This window comes from Nostoc sp. KVJ3 (assembly GCF_026127265.1).
Taxonomy (GTDB): Bacteria; Cyanobacteriota; Cyanobacteriia; order Cyanobacteriales; family Nostocaceae; genus Nostoc.
Genome location: NZ_WWFG01000002.1, coordinates 895,889 through 910,585 on the forward strand (window position 1 = coordinate 895,889; position 14,697 = coordinate 910,585).

The following is a 14,697-nucleotide window of genomic DNA, read 5'->3' on the forward strand; positions in this document are numbered from 1 at the left end:
CGCTTCTGTTTTTCAGGGCAATTAACTAGACTGAACAATTTTTGTAAGTTTAATTAAAATTTATTATCGTAAAAATTTGTAAATATTTTTACCTAGATGATACTACCCTTCTTGAGTAATATTTTGGTATCAAAAAGGATGTTTTTACTCAATCTTTATTTAAACTTTATCTAATCTTTATTTAGTATTGAGTGTATACACTACTAGTATCTTTTTTCAAGTATATTTGTCGTTTTTGTCAATGCGTAGGCTATATAACAATAAGTTACTATTTCAATACTTAGCCATAGGTGCTATACTGTACGAGAACAAACTTGAACATCACTTAAGTTGTAAATGCTGAGTGTTAGCTATCAATGAGGTAGCGTGACATACCAATGTTTAAGATTAAGGATTAGGGTTATTTACCTCAACCCAAAAAAATTGAACGATGGGTCTAGTAGAGAGATTTGATGTCAGTTACGGCTATTTATAGCTTGTTTGCCAAGAGGATTAGATAATTAGCGGATGATAATTGTATCCAGAAATGTTTAAATTTTGTATGGAAGCTTCAATAAAACTCCCAGATGTTTTTTTAAGCTATTTCTCGGTTAAATCTATTAAATCTCTAATGATAATATTGCTATGAATTTAAATAGAGGATCTGCTGTTCTCAGTTCTGCAACTTTCAAAGTGCAACCATCTGCAACAGGACTGAGCGATAATAATCGCTTGCGGCTGTTTTCTGGCTCTGCAAATTTACAATTGTCTCAAGAAGTCGCTCGTTATGTGGGCATGGACTTGGGGCCAATGATTCGCAAAAGATTTGCGGATGGAGAACTTTATGTTCAAATCCAAGAATCAATTCGGGGTTGTGATGTCTATTTAATCCAACCATGTTGTCAACCCGTGAACGATCATTTAATGGAATTAATGATTATGGTTGACGCTTGTCGTCGAGCTTCTGCACGACAGGTAACAGCAGTAATTCCCTACTATGGCTATGCCCGTGCCGATCGCAAAACGGCAGGACGAGAGTCAATTACCGCCAAGTTGGTTGCTAACTTGATTACTGAAGCAGGTGCTAACCGCGTTTTGGCAATGGATTTACACTCGGCTCAAATTCAAGGTTATTTCGATATTCCCTTTGATCATGTTTATGGTTCGCCAGTATTGCTGGATTATTTAGCGAGTAAACAACTGCCCGATCTTGTGGTTGTTTCCCCCGATGTTGGCGGTGTAGCACGAGCCAGAGCATTTGCAAAAAAACTCAATGATGCCCCACTAGCAATTATTGACAAACGTCGTCAGGCACATAATGTTGCAGAAGTGTTAAATGTCATTGGTGACGTTAGAGGCAAAACAGCAGTGCTGGTGGATGACATGATTGACACTGGAGGCACGATCGCAGAAGGAGCGCGATTACTGCGTGAAGAGGGAGCTAGTCAGGTATACGCGTGTGCAACTCATGCGGTATTCTCTCCACCAGCGATGGAACGATTATCCAGTGGTTTGTTTGAGGAAGTGATTGTCACCAATACGATCCCCATACCAGAAAACAATCGTTTTCCCCAATTAGTAGTGCTGTCAGTAGCTAATCTTTTAGGAGAAACTATTTGGCGGATTCATGAAGATACTTCAGTTAGTAGTATGTTCCGCTAACTACATTCCCGTTACAGGGATAAATTACCCACATTGATCCCTTGATCGGGTGCAGTGTGGGCTTTTGCTTTTAGTTATTACGCCAACATTAAAGTCCCTTATGGGCGATCGCACCCCTGCTCTTATTAATACTTCTTTCCTTCTGCCTTCTGCCCTCTGCCTTTCTTTGTAAAATGGATGCAGCACTGCCAAATTAGAATACTTTGATTCAGTTTGGACAATTTGCGTAAAGAGGACAAAGGGATGGTTACAACTCCTAAAAAAGTGATTTCAGTTTTACCTCTGGAAAATGGTGATCGCTTATCTCGCTGCGAATTTGAGCGTCGCTATCAGGCAATGCCGCATTTAAGAAAAGCTGAACTGGTTGAAGGAGTTGTATATATCATGGCATCGCCACTGAGAATTAAAAGTCATGGGGAACCACATGGAGATTTGATCGGGTGGTTGTGGAACTATAAAACGGCAACGCCTGGTGTTGTTTTGGGAATTGAACCCACAGTGCGTTTAGATCCAGATAATGAACCACAGCCTGACGCGGTACTATTCATTCCGGGCAGACAGGCGTTGATTAGTGAGGATGATTATATCCAAGGCGCACCCGAACTAGTGATAGAAGTGGCAGCAAGCAGTGCAGCCATAGATTTACATGATAAAAAACGCACCTATCGACGGAATGGAGTACAGGAGTATATTGTCTGGCGAACATTAGATAATCAGTTGGATTGGTTTAGACTGCAAGCGGACGAGTATGTTTCGCTACCAACCGATGAGCAGGGAATTATTCGCAGTCAGGTGTTTCCGGGGTTATGGTTGCCAGTACTTGCCTTACTGTCAGGAGAAATGGCAACGGTGTTATCTGTGTTACAAGCAGGTTTAGCTGGCACTGAACATCAAGAGTTTATGCAAAAGTTGAATGAGAATATGGGAAATAGGGAATAGATAAGAGTGTTCCAAAAAATAAATGATCCAAAACCCGTCATTGCGAGCGAAGCGAAGCAATGACAATTGGGCATTTTTTTACTTGGAGTACTCTAACTCCGTTAACGATACAGCCAAACCCGGAGTAGTGAAAGCAGTTGCTCAGTATCTACAGGTTTGGTAATGTAGTCAGAGGCTCCAGCTTCGATGCACTTTTCGCGATCGCCTGGCATAGCTTTGGCAGTTAAAGCAATTATTGGTAGGGAGCGAAACTGTTGTTGCTGGCGGATGGCGCGGGTGGTTTCGTAACCATCCATTTCTGGCATCATGATATCCATCAATACTATATTAATATCAGGATTGGCTTGCAGTTTCTCGATACCATCTCTGCCATTTTCGGCAAACAGCACTTGCATTTGATAGCTTTCTAAGAAGCTGGTGAGGGCAAAAATATTTCGTAGATCATCATCTATAATCAAAATTTTCCGATTAGCCAGCACCGGATCGTTTTGGTGTAGTTGCTCTAGCATTTGCCGCTTTGGTGGAGGCAAATTTGCTTGCACCCGATGCAAAAATAGAGCAGTTTCGTCTAATAACCGCTCTGGCGATCGCACATTTTTAATGATAATTGTCTCTGCTAATCCCCGCAGTTGGGTTTCTTCTTGGCGGCTGAGTTCTTTGCCGGTGTAAACGATGATCGGCAGTTTCAACAGCCTGGGTTCTTGTTTGATTTGCTCAATTAGGGCAAACCCGCTCATATCGGGCAGACCAAGATCGAGTACCATACAATCAAAGTGTTGCGATCGCAAAATATTGAGTGCTTCTGCTCCTGTACCCACTGCTGTACTCTGGACATCACCATTACCAATGAGTTCGATAATACTTTGAGCTTGTACAGGATCGTCTTCTACGATCAGGAGATTTCTTACCTGACGCTCAATAAAGCCTTTAATATCAGTCAATACCTGAGTTAGCGCTTCTGGAGAAACAGGTTTTTGGAGGTAAGTAATCGCTCCTAGTTGTAATCCCCGTTGCTGTCTTTCATCTACCGAAAGGATGTGTACTGGTATATGTCTGGTATCAGGCTTGTGCTTTAGACGATCCAGAACTGTCCAACCATCCATTTCTGGCATATAGATATCGAGCATAATCGCATTGGGTTTAAACTGTTGCGCTAGTGCTAAACCTTGTTTGCTCTGTAAGGAAACGATGGCCTTAAAACCCTGCTCGCGAGCCATATCTAGTAATATCCGGGCGAATTTATCGTCATCTTCGATAATTAGCAAAATGCGATCGCCCGGTTGAATTATTTCCCGATCGTCTGGGATTTCGTGGGGGATGGTAGTAAGTACTTTCGCGGATGGAGAGGTATCCACAGTTGTGAGTCTATTTTCGACCGGAGGCACTTCTTTGATAGTCGATGCTCGGCGAATAGAGGTGATTGGCTCTGGGGATGTAAGAGCATTTTTAGCCTTATTTTCCTGTTGTCTAGGCAAGTAGAGGGTGAAGGTGCTTCCCTGTCCTGGTTGGCTGACTAATTCTATTCTTCCCCCTAATAGTTGAGCCAATTCACGACTGATGGACAAACCTAAGCCAGTTCCCCCATACTTGCGGCTGGTTGTGCCATCTGCTTGCTGAAATGCCTCGAAAATAATCTTCTGCTTCTCGGCTGCTATGCCTATACCCGTGTCGCTAACTGCAAAAGCAATCATCGGATTCTCAACTCGATCTGTGTCCACAGCCATGCTAATTTCTAATTTTACGCCTCCCTGTTCAGTAAACTTAAAGGCGTTAGCGAGAAGATTTTTCAGCACTTGTTGCAAGCGTTTGGAGTCGTTATCAATTGTCGGGGGTAACTTCTCATCCAGTTTAATCGTAAAACTGAGTTCTTTAGTGTGGGCTACTTGCCGAAAAGTCTGCTCTAAAGATGTTTCCAAATCTGCAAACGCAATTTGCTCAATATCGAGTGACATCGTACCCGACTCAATTTTTGCCAAATCGAGAATGTCATTTATCAACTCCAGCAAATCATTGCCCGCTGAGTAAATAGTCCGGCTGTATTCTACTTGTTTCTCGGTTAAGTTACTCAGAGAGTTATCCGCTAAAAGCCTTGCTAAAATTAATAGGCTATTTAGCGGTGTCCGTAATTCGTGGGACATATTGGCAAGAAATTCTGACTTATATTTAGAAGACAAAGCTAGTTGTTCCGCTTTTTCTTCCAAAGACTGTCTCGCCTGTTCAACTTCTTGGTTCTTACGGGCAACTTCTCGATTTTGAACTTCTAACAATTCTGCCTTTTCTTCTAGTTCTTCATTTAGTTGTTGTAATTCTTCGTTAGACTGCTTGACAAGAAATTGTGATTCTTCTAACTCGTGCGCTTGTTCTTCCAGGCGTTGATTACTCTGCTGTAGTTCTTCTTGCTGGGTTTGCAGTTCCTCTGTTAAAGCAACTGACTCTTCAAGTAGTTGCTGAGTTTGCAATTGGGAAGCAATGTTATTTAAAAATACACCCAGATTTTCAGTCAATTGCTCTAAAAATGTCAAATGCAGATGACTAAAAGGGCTAAAAGAGGCAAGTTCAATGACGGCACTCACCTGCGTTTCAAACAGTATGGGCAAGACAATAATATTTAGCGGTGGTGCTTCTCCTAAGCCAGAACTGATGCGGATATAGTTATTAGGCACTTCTGTGAGGAGGATTCTTTGTTTTTCTAAGGCGCATTGTCCTACCAATCCTTCGCCTAACCGAAACTGATTTGCGAGATTTTTCCGCTCTTTGTAAGCATAACTACTCAACAACTTCAGTACTGGCTGGTCGTCTATAGAGTTCATCGCATAAAAAACGCCTTGTGATGCTCCGACCAGTGGTGCTAAATTTGATAATATCAGGCTAGATGCACTTTCCAGATATCGCTGTCCTTGGAGCATCTGGGTAAATTCAGCTAAGTTAGACTTTAGCCAGTTTTGCTCTTCATTTTTTTGAGTTGTGTTTCGCAGATTAACGATCATCTGGTTGAAGGTGCGTGTTAACACGCCAATTTCGTCAAGGCGATCGCCATCTGGTAAACTCACCGATAAATCCCCATCCGCCATTTTTTCTGCTAAATCAGAAACTTGCTTCAGTGGGACTGAGATATTTCTGGTCAGGGCAAATCCGATTAAAGCTAAGATCAAAGAAAATAGGGGAATACTATAAACTATAGTGGCGAGGGTTTGGTGGGCAGCGGTTTTTGCCTTCTCAGTTCGCTGTTTTAGTAGTGTATTCTCCTCAGCTTTCATCGCCTGGATAACTTTCTGGATCTGATCCATCAGTTGCTTACCCCGATCTGTCAGGACAGCCTTTTGAGCAGGTTCCAAACCTTGGCTTTGGCGTAGCTCAATGACATTTTTCATCACAGCCATTCTCTCGGTTAGTAATGGCTGTAAAATATCAAGCCGATTTTGTTGGTTGGGGTTATCTGACGTTAACCTCTGAAGCTCCTTAACTCTTTGATTGAGTACTTCAATAGCAGCATTATAAGGTTCTAAATAGCGCTGTTCTCCAGTAATAATGTAACCACGTTGCCCAGTTTCAGCATTTGTCAGTTGTAAGTTAAGGTTTTCAAGCTGACTTAGCACCTGGTAGGTATGGGTTTCTTTGCGCGAAGTTTCAATTAGCTCATTGGTACTTTGATAGGAGATTAGACCAATGGCGGTCAGAGTTGCCAAACTCAGGGCAAAACTTACTCCGATTTTGGTTCCAATCTTCAAACGGTTCAACATTATTCCAGACAGTTATTTAAATTATTTTTGCTGTTGTGAGTGTTGAGCTAATTTTCGGCTCCAAAAAATATTAAATACTCCATTCCATTAATATCTGCCTAATTATTTTGCTGATTTTTCACGGAATATAGAAAACCTTTTTTTCCTCTTGAGAGGCTTTAAATTTTCCCCTGTCCCTATTAGGTAAGTACTGGCGTGAGATATATCACGAGCTTTTCCCAGTTACTTAATAAGTCAGAATTATTATTTTAAATAATTATAACACTTGCTTTATATCTATTTATGAGTTTCAATCTTTTGGAAGTGAATTTATAAAAAATATTTCATAATAACGGGTTTATATATATTAGGTCACATTTCGATTTGAGACAATATAACTTATTTCAAAAGAAGTAACAATCTATTTCTTTAGTTAAACCTTGCGATGGATAAATAAACACCAATTGTAGGATTATAAATAAATTTAACATTCGGATTATACTCAAAAAGTAATATTTTTTATAATTCTAGTAATTGACTTAACAAGATCAAAATTCTGCAAAGGGCAAAAAGTATAATTTATCGGTGGATTCTGAACCATAATCAAATGTAATCCTAACTCTGGACACTGGTCATATTTTGTAAAAATGGAAATGGGTTTAGAACCAGAGATGGGCAGGATTGTTTTTGAGACTACTATTTTACTATTTGAAACAGATATTATTTTACTCGAAGATTAACCTGTTATAGTGTTCCAAAAAATAAATGATCCAAAAGCCGTCATTGCGAGCGAAGCGAAGCAATGACAATTTGGCATTTTTTACTTGGAGTACTCTTATAGCTGACACTTCAAATTTACATCATCTATTTATATTAGAAAAATATAGAAGTCTACAACTTTTAAGTGTCACCACAAGTAGGGTATCGCGTCAACCCTCCTGAGATTGATTTTGACATTTAAACTGTATCCATATTGAAAACTGTAGTTCTTTCCTTATGAAAAGAAAAAACCCTCATCCCTCAGCCCCTTTTCCCAACAACGGAGAAGGATTTAGGGTGAGGGTAAAAACTACGGTTCTCAACATAGATGAGGTTTAACTAGAAATTACTCATAATCTGACGATAGCGATCGCTTTTAGTTAGATGAAGTGCTGGTTGGCTATAGATCCGAAAATTTTGCATCTTATTACTCTCTAAAATAGCTCTTGCACCAGCCATGTAAATATCAGTACTATTTAGGACTAATAGGTAATTGCCAAGGGTAACTTGATATTCATAATCTCTGGCTAGCTCGTCAGGAATTCCTAAAATAGCGTATTTATCTTGAGAACTGCTGATATTTACTCCAGTAATATTATTTAGTTCGCTTGTATCCTTAGCAACTACCAAAATTCGACTCATAGGAAAGCCAGCATTTCTTAGTTCAGTAATAGCTCTTTCTGTGTCTTGGGGCGTAAGAAAAACACCAACTGCATTTTTATAGCGACTATTTGGGGTAGAATATGGCTGAGAAATACTCGGCTGTTGAATATTACGGCGATTAAAAATCCTTTTGGCAAGACGGATTTCTATGTCTGTGCCGATTACCATTACTAAATAGTAACCTTTATAAACAAGTTCGCTATAACACTGGGCTTGCTCTCCAGTAATTCCTAAACTTAGGAACACACCAGGCAAGCCATCTGCTAGAGTGGTAGCGATCGCTGTTGCTTCTGCTCCAGCCAGCATAACTTGCTCTGTACCAGGAATTACCCAGAGAACAAGATCGACTAAGAAGCTAGTGACACAGTTTAAAAAACCATCAGTCATAGCTTCATCAGTCTCTTCTGAAGATGTATTGCCAGTGCTATCTTTAACTTCAACACCAGCAATATCATTTTTCCCTTCTGCATTCCGTGCAATTACAGAAACTTTATGCATTGGAAAATTAGAAGCTTTTAGTTCCTGAAGTACCAATTGTGCATCGGAACATCTAGCGAAAACTCCTATAGTTGTTCGCTCTTTTTCTAATGTCATCTTATCGGTTGATTGCAGCTAGAAGTGATTCCCAAGAGTATTAGCTAATTTGAGGTAATTACACAGCACGACGAGTCAGTAAACCCCACAGGAAAATCAGCAGCATAGCACCCAGAACAGCAAATAAAATGCTTCCCAGAGATAAAGCTCCCACAGATGCAGCAGCAGCCGAACTACTTCCTAGCAGGACTTGACCCAAATAACCCCCAACTACTGCTCCAAGGATTCCTAATACAATGGTGGAGAGGATACCGCCACCTTGGGTTCCTGGATAAAATAACTTAGCTAACGCACCTGCAATTAAACCCAAAACCAGCCAAGCAATAATGTTACTCATTAAATTTCTCCTTCCTTAGAGAATGTGCTTTGTTTACTTTTGACTATTTCATATTAAAATTAGCCGACAAAATTTCTGATCTATCTAGAGAACTAATATCAAAAATCTTTAGATATTATTTGAATATTCACGAGGTTGTATTGAGGCAATAGGGAACAGGGGATAGGGAACAGGTAACAGGGAACAAAGGAGTGTACGGAGATTTGTTTATAAATCAAATATCGGAATACCATTTGATTTTTGAAAAAAGATAAGTATTTGTAGGGTGTGTTAGAGGTTGAATGAACAAGTATTTTGCTGTGACTAAAGTCACTTTGATCCCCCCTAACCCCCCTTAAAAAGGGGGGAATCGGAATCAAAGTCCCCCAATTTATCGTGGGATTTAGGAGGATCTAGAACTTTTGATACCAAGAAGAAGACTTTTCAAACAGCCTCTTAGACGGAACGTCGTAACGCACCATCCCAAGCTTATGGTGCGTTAGGCTATGCCAGTGATGCTTGCTACCGCTCAAGTCGGGAAACCCGCCCACACTACTGGCTTCCCTGCGTATATTTCAAAAATCAAATACTATTAGTCTGTCAAGTTTAAATTGATGGACAAGAAAGTTCGTAGTAAGGACTTCAGTCCTTATTTTCTAAGTACTAAACTGCTTACTACAAACCCTCAAAATTAGCTTAACAGACTACTATTCATATAGCGGTTGAGTTTGGGAGCATCTCACCAAATCTAAAGCTACACTCACCAGTATTAAATAAAATTCCGCTAGATGCGGAGGTAGTAAAGAGTGAAGTTGAAAATGCGAGTGTATTAAGCTGATGTCAGTATAATCTGAGTGGGACAATTACAAATTAGAAAGTTACCACACTGCGAATTGATTCACCCTTGTGCATCAATTCAAAAGCATCATTAATTTGCTCAATGGGCATTACATGAGTAATCAAATCATCAATATTTATCTTACCTTCCATATACCAATCAACGATTTTTGGTACATCTGTACGTCCTCTAGCACCACCGAATGCTGAACCTTTCCAAACGCGCCCAGTTACTAATTGAAAAGGACGAGTACTGATTTCCTGTCCAGCACCAGCAACACCAATAACTACACTAACACCCCAACCTTTATGGCAGCACTCTAATGCTTGGCGCATAATTTTGACATTACCGATACATTCAAAACTGTAATCAGCACCGCCTTTGGTTAAGTCAACCAGATAGGGAACTAAATCACCCTCTACTTCTTGGGGATTGACAAAGTGCGTCATCCCAAACTTTTCTGCCAAAGCGCGTTTACTAGGATTAATATCTACCCCGACAATCATATTTGCCCCTACCATCCGCGCCCCTTGGATGACATTTAAACCAATACCACCCAAACCAAAAACTATGACATTTGCTCCCGGTTCCACCTTGGCAGTATTGATAACTGCACCAATACCAGTAGTCACGCCACAGCCAATGTAACAAACCTTATCAAAGGGCGCGTCTTCCCGAATTTTTGCCAGAGCAATTTCTGGTAGCACTGTATAGTTGGCAAAAGTCGATGTACCCATGTAATGATGAATCATCTGCCCATTAATACTAAAACGACTAGTGCCATTGGGCATGACACCACGGGCTTGAGTTAGGCGAATCGCTTGACAAAGATTAGTTTTAAAGCTCAGACAATATTCGCATTGGCGACATTCGGGAGTGTATAGGGGAATTACACGATCCCCTGGTTTGAGACTGGTGACACCAGCGCCTACCTCTACCACCACACCAGCGCCTTCATGTCCCAAAATTACGGGAAATAAACCTTCAGGATCGTCACCAGATAGGGTAAAGGCATCGGTGTGGCAAACCCCGCTGGCTTTCACCTCAACTAATACTTCGCCAGCTTGTGGCCCTGATAGTTGAACGGTTTCAATCGTTAACGGCTTACCTGCGCTGTAAGCTACTGCTGCTTTAACTTGCAACTTCAGCCCCTCCTATATATAGTTAGTTATTTGACGTTCTCCACCGTGCTTCAAGATGGGGATTCTTTCACTTTGTTAAAATATCATTCTCTCGCTAGATTAGTTAAAATCAGCAACATCTGTTTTGGCAACGATGTAAACTTGATGTCAGTAGCAACCCCGAAATAATTTGTCCACCCTTAGATTAATACATTATTCTGTTACAGCTTATGAACCCTGCCCTAACTCAAATTGGCGCTCAAATGTCCAACCTGACTGGCGTAAGAGCAATCATGAAGGATATTATCGAGACATTACGAGGTGGTGCAGGGCAGCAGTTTATTAATTTGAGTGCTGGTAATCCGTTGATTTTGCCAGAAGTAGAGCAGTTATGGCGGGATTGTACTGCACAGCTTTTGGCTAGCCCAGAGTATGGTGAGGTAGTTTGTCGCTACGGCTCAAGTCAGGGCTATGCACCATTAATTGAAGCCATCGCTAATGATTTTAACAAACGCTACGGGTTAAACTTAAGCGATCGCAATATCCTCATCACCCCCGGCAGTCAAACCCTCTACTTCTACGCCGCTAATACCTTCGGTGGCTACACCCCAAGCGGCGAGTTAAAACAAATCGTTTTACCCCTCAGTCCTGACTACACAGGTTACGGCGGTATTTGCTTAGTTCCAAAAGCCTTAACAGCATACAAACCAACCCTCGATATTGATGTAGCCGCCCACCGATTTAAATATCGCCCCGACTTCAGCCAACTGACGATTACAGAAAATACGGGTTGTGTCCTCTTCTCTCGTCCCTGTAATCCTACTGGTAACGTTCTTACTGATGATGAGGTGAAAAAGATTGCTGCTTTGGCTGCACCTTATAATTTACCAGTGTTAATTGATTCGGCTTATGCGCCTCCTTTCCCAGCATTGAACTTTACTGAAATGACACCAGTATTTGGTGATAATATCTTACACTGCATGAGTTTATCGAAAGCGGGATTACCAGGAGAAAGGATTGGGATTGCCATTGGGGATGAAAAGTGGATTGAGGTATTGGAGTGTTTTCAGGCAAATATGAGCCTCCATTCTTCACGTTACGGCCAAGCGATCGCAGCTTTTGCAATCAATTCTGGTGCATTAGTAGAAATTTCTCACACTGTCATCCGTCCCTTTTACCAAAATAAGTTTACCGTTTTAGAAACCAGCTTAGAGCAAGCAATGTCCAAGGATTTACCTTGGTTCCTCCATCGCGGTGAAGGAGCAATTTTTGCCTGGTTGTGGTTAAAGGATTTACCCATCAGTGACTGGGAATTTTACCAGCAACTAAAGCAAGTAGGTGTAATTATTGTTCCTGGAAGTAGCTTCTTCCCTGGTTTAGATGAAGAGTGGGCACACAAACACCAATGTTTCCGCATCAGCCTCACAGGTACGGATGAAGAGATAACCACTGCTATGCAACGTTTAGCAAAAGTAGCTGAAGAAGCTTATAAAGGTGCGGCTGTGAGTGTCTGATTAGTGGGATTGGGGAGTGGGGAGGATGAGGGAGACAAGGGAGACAATGCCCCATCCTCCATACCCAATGCCCCATCCTCCTCCATGCCCAATGCCCCATCCTCCTCCATGCCCAATGCCCCATCCTCCTCCATGCCCAATGCCCCATCCTCCTCCATGCCCAAATCAGATAATTGGTTAGAAATCGGTAAAATTGTTGCCCCTCAAGGATTGTCTGGAGAATTACGGGTTTATCCTGTATCTGACTTTCCCGAAAGATTTGAGATACCGGGAAAACGTTGGTTGTTGCGTTCAGATGACACAGAACCGCAACCAATCGAATTATTGACAGGACGTTATATCAGTAACAAAAATTTGTATGTAATCAAGTTAGCTGGCGTAGAAAATTGCGATCAGGCGGAGGCGTTGCGCGGTTGTAAGTTAATGGTGCCAGCAAGCGATCGCCCCCAATTAGGCGAAGATGAATATCATGTCCTCGATTTGATTGGCTTAGAAGTATTCATGCAAGCATCTGGCGAACTCGTTGGTACGGTTGTAGATATCATCCCCGCCGGTAATGATTTGTTAGAAGTAAAGTTGCATGAATCATTTGCTACTGACAAAAAGCAAAAGACTGTTTTGATTCCATTTGTGGAAGCGATCGCACCAGTCGTAGACTTGAAATCTAATCGGATTGAAATTACGCCGCCGTCTGGATTACTGGAAATCAATCAATAATTAGTATCATAACATTACGTAGTGGTTACTTGGAGCATCAATGTAATATTTATAGTTTTCTCAATAATAGACCTAATGGTAGAAGCAAATTCTATCTTTCAAGAGAGGTGTAAGTCTGGTACATAGTCAAAGATGAGATCAGAAGTTACAAACAAAAAAGATTAGGTCAAAAAAATGTTGACACCATTATTAACCGCCCTAGCTACAGCTTTGAGCCTGTTGATTGTTGATTTAGTTGTTCCAGGCGTTAATATTGCTAATTTTCCCGCAGCTTTGATTGCCGCTTTAGTAATTGGTCTAATTAACGGTTCAGTTAAACCAGTTTTGTCTGCTCTCTCTCTACCACTTAACTTTCTATCATTTGGAGCATTTTCACTCATCGTTAACGGTTTGTGTTTTTGGTTAGCAGCATTGCTAGTTCCTGGTTTCTCAGTAAGTGGAATTATTGGTTTCCTACTTGGGCCAGTAATTCTAACTTTTGCTAACACTTTCATAAACAACTATTTTGTTGAGAAAAACCTTTTAGCTGGTAGTGGTAATATCAAAAACCAAAGTGAATTACCTTCTAGATAAATATTAGAGGGAGTAGAAATAGTAATTTCATCACTTTTCTACTCCAAAAAAGTATCCGAAGGTGGATTTCCTAATTCGGCATCTTCAAAAGAATGTAACTAAACAAAATCACAAAGTTGTAAAATCATGAAATTAGTTCGTTTTCTTCTAGGTTTATTACTGCCTCCTTTAGGCGTTTTCCTGACAGTTGGAGTAGGCCCAACATTGTTTATTAACATTTTGCTCACAGTTCTAGGTTGGCTACCCGGCAGCATTCATGCAATTTGGGTTATTGCCAAGCATGAAGAACAAGTTAATCGTGAGGGAAGTATTTACTAATTATGCAAGATTAATTTACAGCTATTTACCTGAAAGCTGCTGTAAGCAAGTCTTAATTATGGTGCGTTGGTCTAAAGCCTAACGCACCATTTCAGTTTATATAACACCAGCTTTTGATCTCGTTATAAAAATCATAATTTTGCTGATGAAAATCTGGGTTTTAACTCTGATATGATGTCAGGTAAATTACTTGTGAATATGTCATTGCGAATGCAACTTACTCTTCAGAAATGTTAAAAGCGAACGCAACGACAATTGTTTAACCAGACATGATATACTTCTGCTGAAACTGTTAAACCTCTACCAAAACGGCTTCCCTAAGCTTAGAAATCACATCACTGAGATTACCAGTATTCAGTCGGTAACTCAGAGGATGGGCAATCAACCGCGCCGTGCTTTCATATAAAGTAGCGATTTCAATCAAACCATTTTCGCGCAGAGTCCGCCCTGTAGAAACTAAATCCACGATCGCTTCTGACATTCCAGTAATCGGGCCTAGTTCCACTGAACCATACAGAGGTACTATTTCCACAGGTAAATCTAGACTGTGGAAATATTCACGAGCGCAATTCACGTATTTTGAAGCAACTCTACCATGCGGTGGTAAATCTAAAGGCGATCGGTAAGAACTGGATCCTTTTACCGCCACCGACATCCGACAATGTCCAAACTGCAAATCCACCAAATGGGCAACTTGTGGCTGCTTCTCCCGCAGCACATCATAACCAACAACACCCAGTTGTGCTTGACCATATTCTACATAAACAGGCACGTCTTGCGCCCGTACCAACAAAGCTTTTGCAAGTCCCTTAGTATCAGGAATTTGAAGTTGGCGAGTTCCTGAATCTAAAAAAGCACTAAAATCTAATCCCGCAGATTGTAGCAAGCGGATGCTATTTTTAAGGAGTTCCCCTTTTGGCAATGCAACAGTCAGCATTCTTTTTCTTAATATCCTTGGCGTTCTGGCAGTTGAATAATATCTCTA

Annotated in this window: 12 protein-coding genes; 6 read left to right on the plus strand and 6 right to left on the minus strand. The window is 40.9% G+C overall.

Annotated elements, in window-relative coordinates:
• Positions 1-624: 624 nt before the first annotated feature.
• Both GTQ43_RS19955 and GTQ43_RS19960 read left to right on the plus strand, forming a co-directional pair.
• The gene (locus tag GTQ43_RS19955) at positions 625-1,641 is read left to right on the plus strand and encodes a ribose-phosphate pyrophosphokinase (RefSeq protein ID WP_265274500.1); all 1,017 of its coding nucleotides are present in this window, start codon (positions 625-627) and stop codon (positions 1,639-1,641) included.
• A 243-nt stretch (positions 1,642-1,884) separates the two neighbouring features.
• Positions 1,885-2,580 (plus strand): Uma2 family endonuclease, encoded by a 696-nt coding sequence (locus tag GTQ43_RS19960; protein ID WP_265274501.1) that lies wholly within the window; start codon positions 1,885-1,887, stop codon positions 2,578-2,580.
• Positions 2,581-2,681: 101 nt separating this feature from the next.
• Here GTQ43_RS19960 and GTQ43_RS19965 read toward each other — a convergent pair whose 3' ends face one another.
• The 4 genes from GTQ43_RS19965 to GTQ43_RS19980 all read right to left on the minus strand — a co-directional run bounded on the left by GTQ43_RS19965 (position 2,682) and on the right by GTQ43_RS19980 (position 10,611).
• Positions 2,682-6,320, minus strand: coding sequence for a response regulator (locus GTQ43_RS19965; RefSeq protein ID WP_265274502.1), 3,639 nt, complete (start codon positions 6,318-6,320; stop codon positions 2,682-2,684).
• 1,077 nt (positions 6,321-7,397) lie between these two features.
• The gene (locus GTQ43_RS19970) at positions 7,398-8,315 is read right to left on the minus strand and encodes a general stress protein (protein WP_265274503.1); all 918 of its coding nucleotides are present in this window, start codon (positions 8,313-8,315) and stop codon (positions 7,398-7,400) included.
• A gap of 58 nt (positions 8,316-8,373) precedes the next feature.
• On the minus strand, positions 8,374-8,652 hold the full coding sequence (locus GTQ43_RS19975; protein WP_265274504.1) for a GlsB/YeaQ/YmgE family stress response membrane protein: 279 nt from the start codon (positions 8,650-8,652) through the stop codon (positions 8,374-8,376).
• An 849-nt stretch (positions 8,653-9,501) separates the two neighbouring features.
• Positions 9,502-10,611 (minus strand): S-(hydroxymethyl)glutathione dehydrogenase/class III alcohol dehydrogenase, encoded by a 1,110-nt coding sequence (locus GTQ43_RS19980; RefSeq protein WP_265274505.1) that lies wholly within the window; start codon positions 10,609-10,611, stop codon positions 9,502-9,504.
• A gap of 209 nt (positions 10,612-10,820) precedes the next feature.
• Here GTQ43_RS19980 and GTQ43_RS19985 point away from each other — a divergent pair, with 209 nt between their 5' ends.
• Positions 10,821-12,104 carry a valine--pyruvate transaminase gene (locus GTQ43_RS19985; RefSeq protein ID WP_265274506.1) on the plus strand — a complete coding sequence of 428 codons (1,284 nt, stop codon included), beginning with the start codon at positions 10,821-10,823 and terminating at the stop codon, positions 12,102-12,104.
• Here the strand turns inward: GTQ43_RS19985 and GTQ43_RS19990 are convergent.
• Positions 12,077-12,262 (minus strand): hypothetical protein, encoded by a 186-nt coding sequence (locus GTQ43_RS19990; RefSeq protein WP_265276590.1) that lies wholly within the window; start codon positions 12,260-12,262, stop codon positions 12,077-12,079. The two genes, GTQ43_RS19985 and GTQ43_RS19990, sit on opposite strands and share 28 nt — an antisense overlap.
• Between GTQ43_RS19990 and rimM the strand changes: the two genes are divergently transcribed.
• The 3 genes from rimM to GTQ43_RS20005 all read left to right on the plus strand — a co-directional run bounded on the left by rimM (position 12,213) and on the right by GTQ43_RS20005 (position 13,712).
• Positions 12,213-12,821, plus strand: a complete 609-nt coding sequence (gene rimM / locus GTQ43_RS19995; RefSeq protein ID WP_414859151.1) for a ribosome maturation factor RimM — start codon at positions 12,213-12,215, stop codon at positions 12,819-12,821. The genes GTQ43_RS19990 and rimM overlap by 50 nt on opposite strands.
• Positions 12,822-12,995: 174 nt before the next feature.
• A complete protein-coding gene (locus tag GTQ43_RS20000) occupies positions 12,996-13,394 on the plus strand; it encodes a phage holin family protein (protein ID WP_265274507.1) in 399 nt (132 codons plus the stop codon).
• Positions 13,395-13,520: 126 nt separating this feature from the next.
• Positions 13,521-13,712 carry a YqaE/Pmp3 family membrane protein gene (locus tag GTQ43_RS20005; RefSeq protein ID WP_265274508.1) on the plus strand — a complete coding sequence of 64 codons (192 nt, stop codon included), beginning with the start codon at positions 13,521-13,523 and terminating at the stop codon, positions 13,710-13,712.
• A gap of 292 nt (positions 13,713-14,004) precedes the next feature.
• On the opposite strand, the gene hisG is transcribed toward GTQ43_RS20005, so the two are convergent.
• Positions 14,005-14,649, minus strand: coding sequence for an ATP phosphoribosyltransferase (hisG, locus tag GTQ43_RS20010; protein WP_265274509.1), 645 nt, complete (start codon positions 14,647-14,649; stop codon positions 14,005-14,007).
• Positions 14,650-14,697 lie beyond the last annotated feature (48 nt).

Excerpts from the sequence above, each read along its gene's own strand:
- GTQ43_RS19955 (WP_265274500.1), top strand. The coding sequence starts at position 625 with ATGAATTTAAATAGAGGATCTGCTGTTCTCAGTTCTGCAACTTTCAAA.
- GTQ43_RS19960 (WP_265274501.1), top strand. The coding sequence starts at position 1,885 with ATGGTTACAACTCCTAAAAAAGTGATTTCAGTTTTACCTCTGGAAAAT.
- GTQ43_RS19965 (WP_265274502.1), bottom strand. The coding sequence starts at position 6,320 with ATGTTGAACCGTTTGAAGATTGGAACCAAAATCGGAGTAAGTTTTGCC.
- GTQ43_RS19970 (WP_265274503.1), bottom strand. The coding sequence starts at position 8,315 with ATGACATTAGAAAAAGAGCGAACAACTATAGGAGTTTTCGCTAGATGT.
- GTQ43_RS19975 (WP_265274504.1), bottom strand. The coding sequence starts at position 8,652 with ATGAGTAACATTATTGCTTGGCTGGTTTTGGGTTTAATTGCAGGTGCG.
- GTQ43_RS19985 (WP_265274506.1), top strand. The coding sequence starts at position 10,821 with ATGAACCCTGCCCTAACTCAAATTGGCGCTCAAATGTCCAACCTGACT.
- rimM (WP_414859151.1), top strand. The coding sequence starts at position 12,213 with ATGCCCAATGCCCCATCCTCCTCCATGCCCAATGCCCCATCCTCCTCC.
- GTQ43_RS19990 (WP_265276590.1), bottom strand. The coding sequence starts at position 12,262 with ATGGAGGAGGATGGGGCATTGGGCATGGAGGAGGATGGGGCATTGGGC.
- GTQ43_RS20000 (WP_265274507.1), top strand. The coding sequence starts at position 12,996 with ATGTTGACACCATTATTAACCGCCCTAGCTACAGCTTTGAGCCTGTTG.
- GTQ43_RS20005 (WP_265274508.1), top strand. The coding sequence starts at position 13,521 with ATGAAATTAGTTCGTTTTCTTCTAGGTTTATTACTGCCTCCTTTAGGC.
- hisG (WP_265274509.1), bottom strand. The coding sequence starts at position 14,649 with ATGCTGACTGTTGCATTGCCAAAAGGGGAACTCCTTAAAAATAGCATC.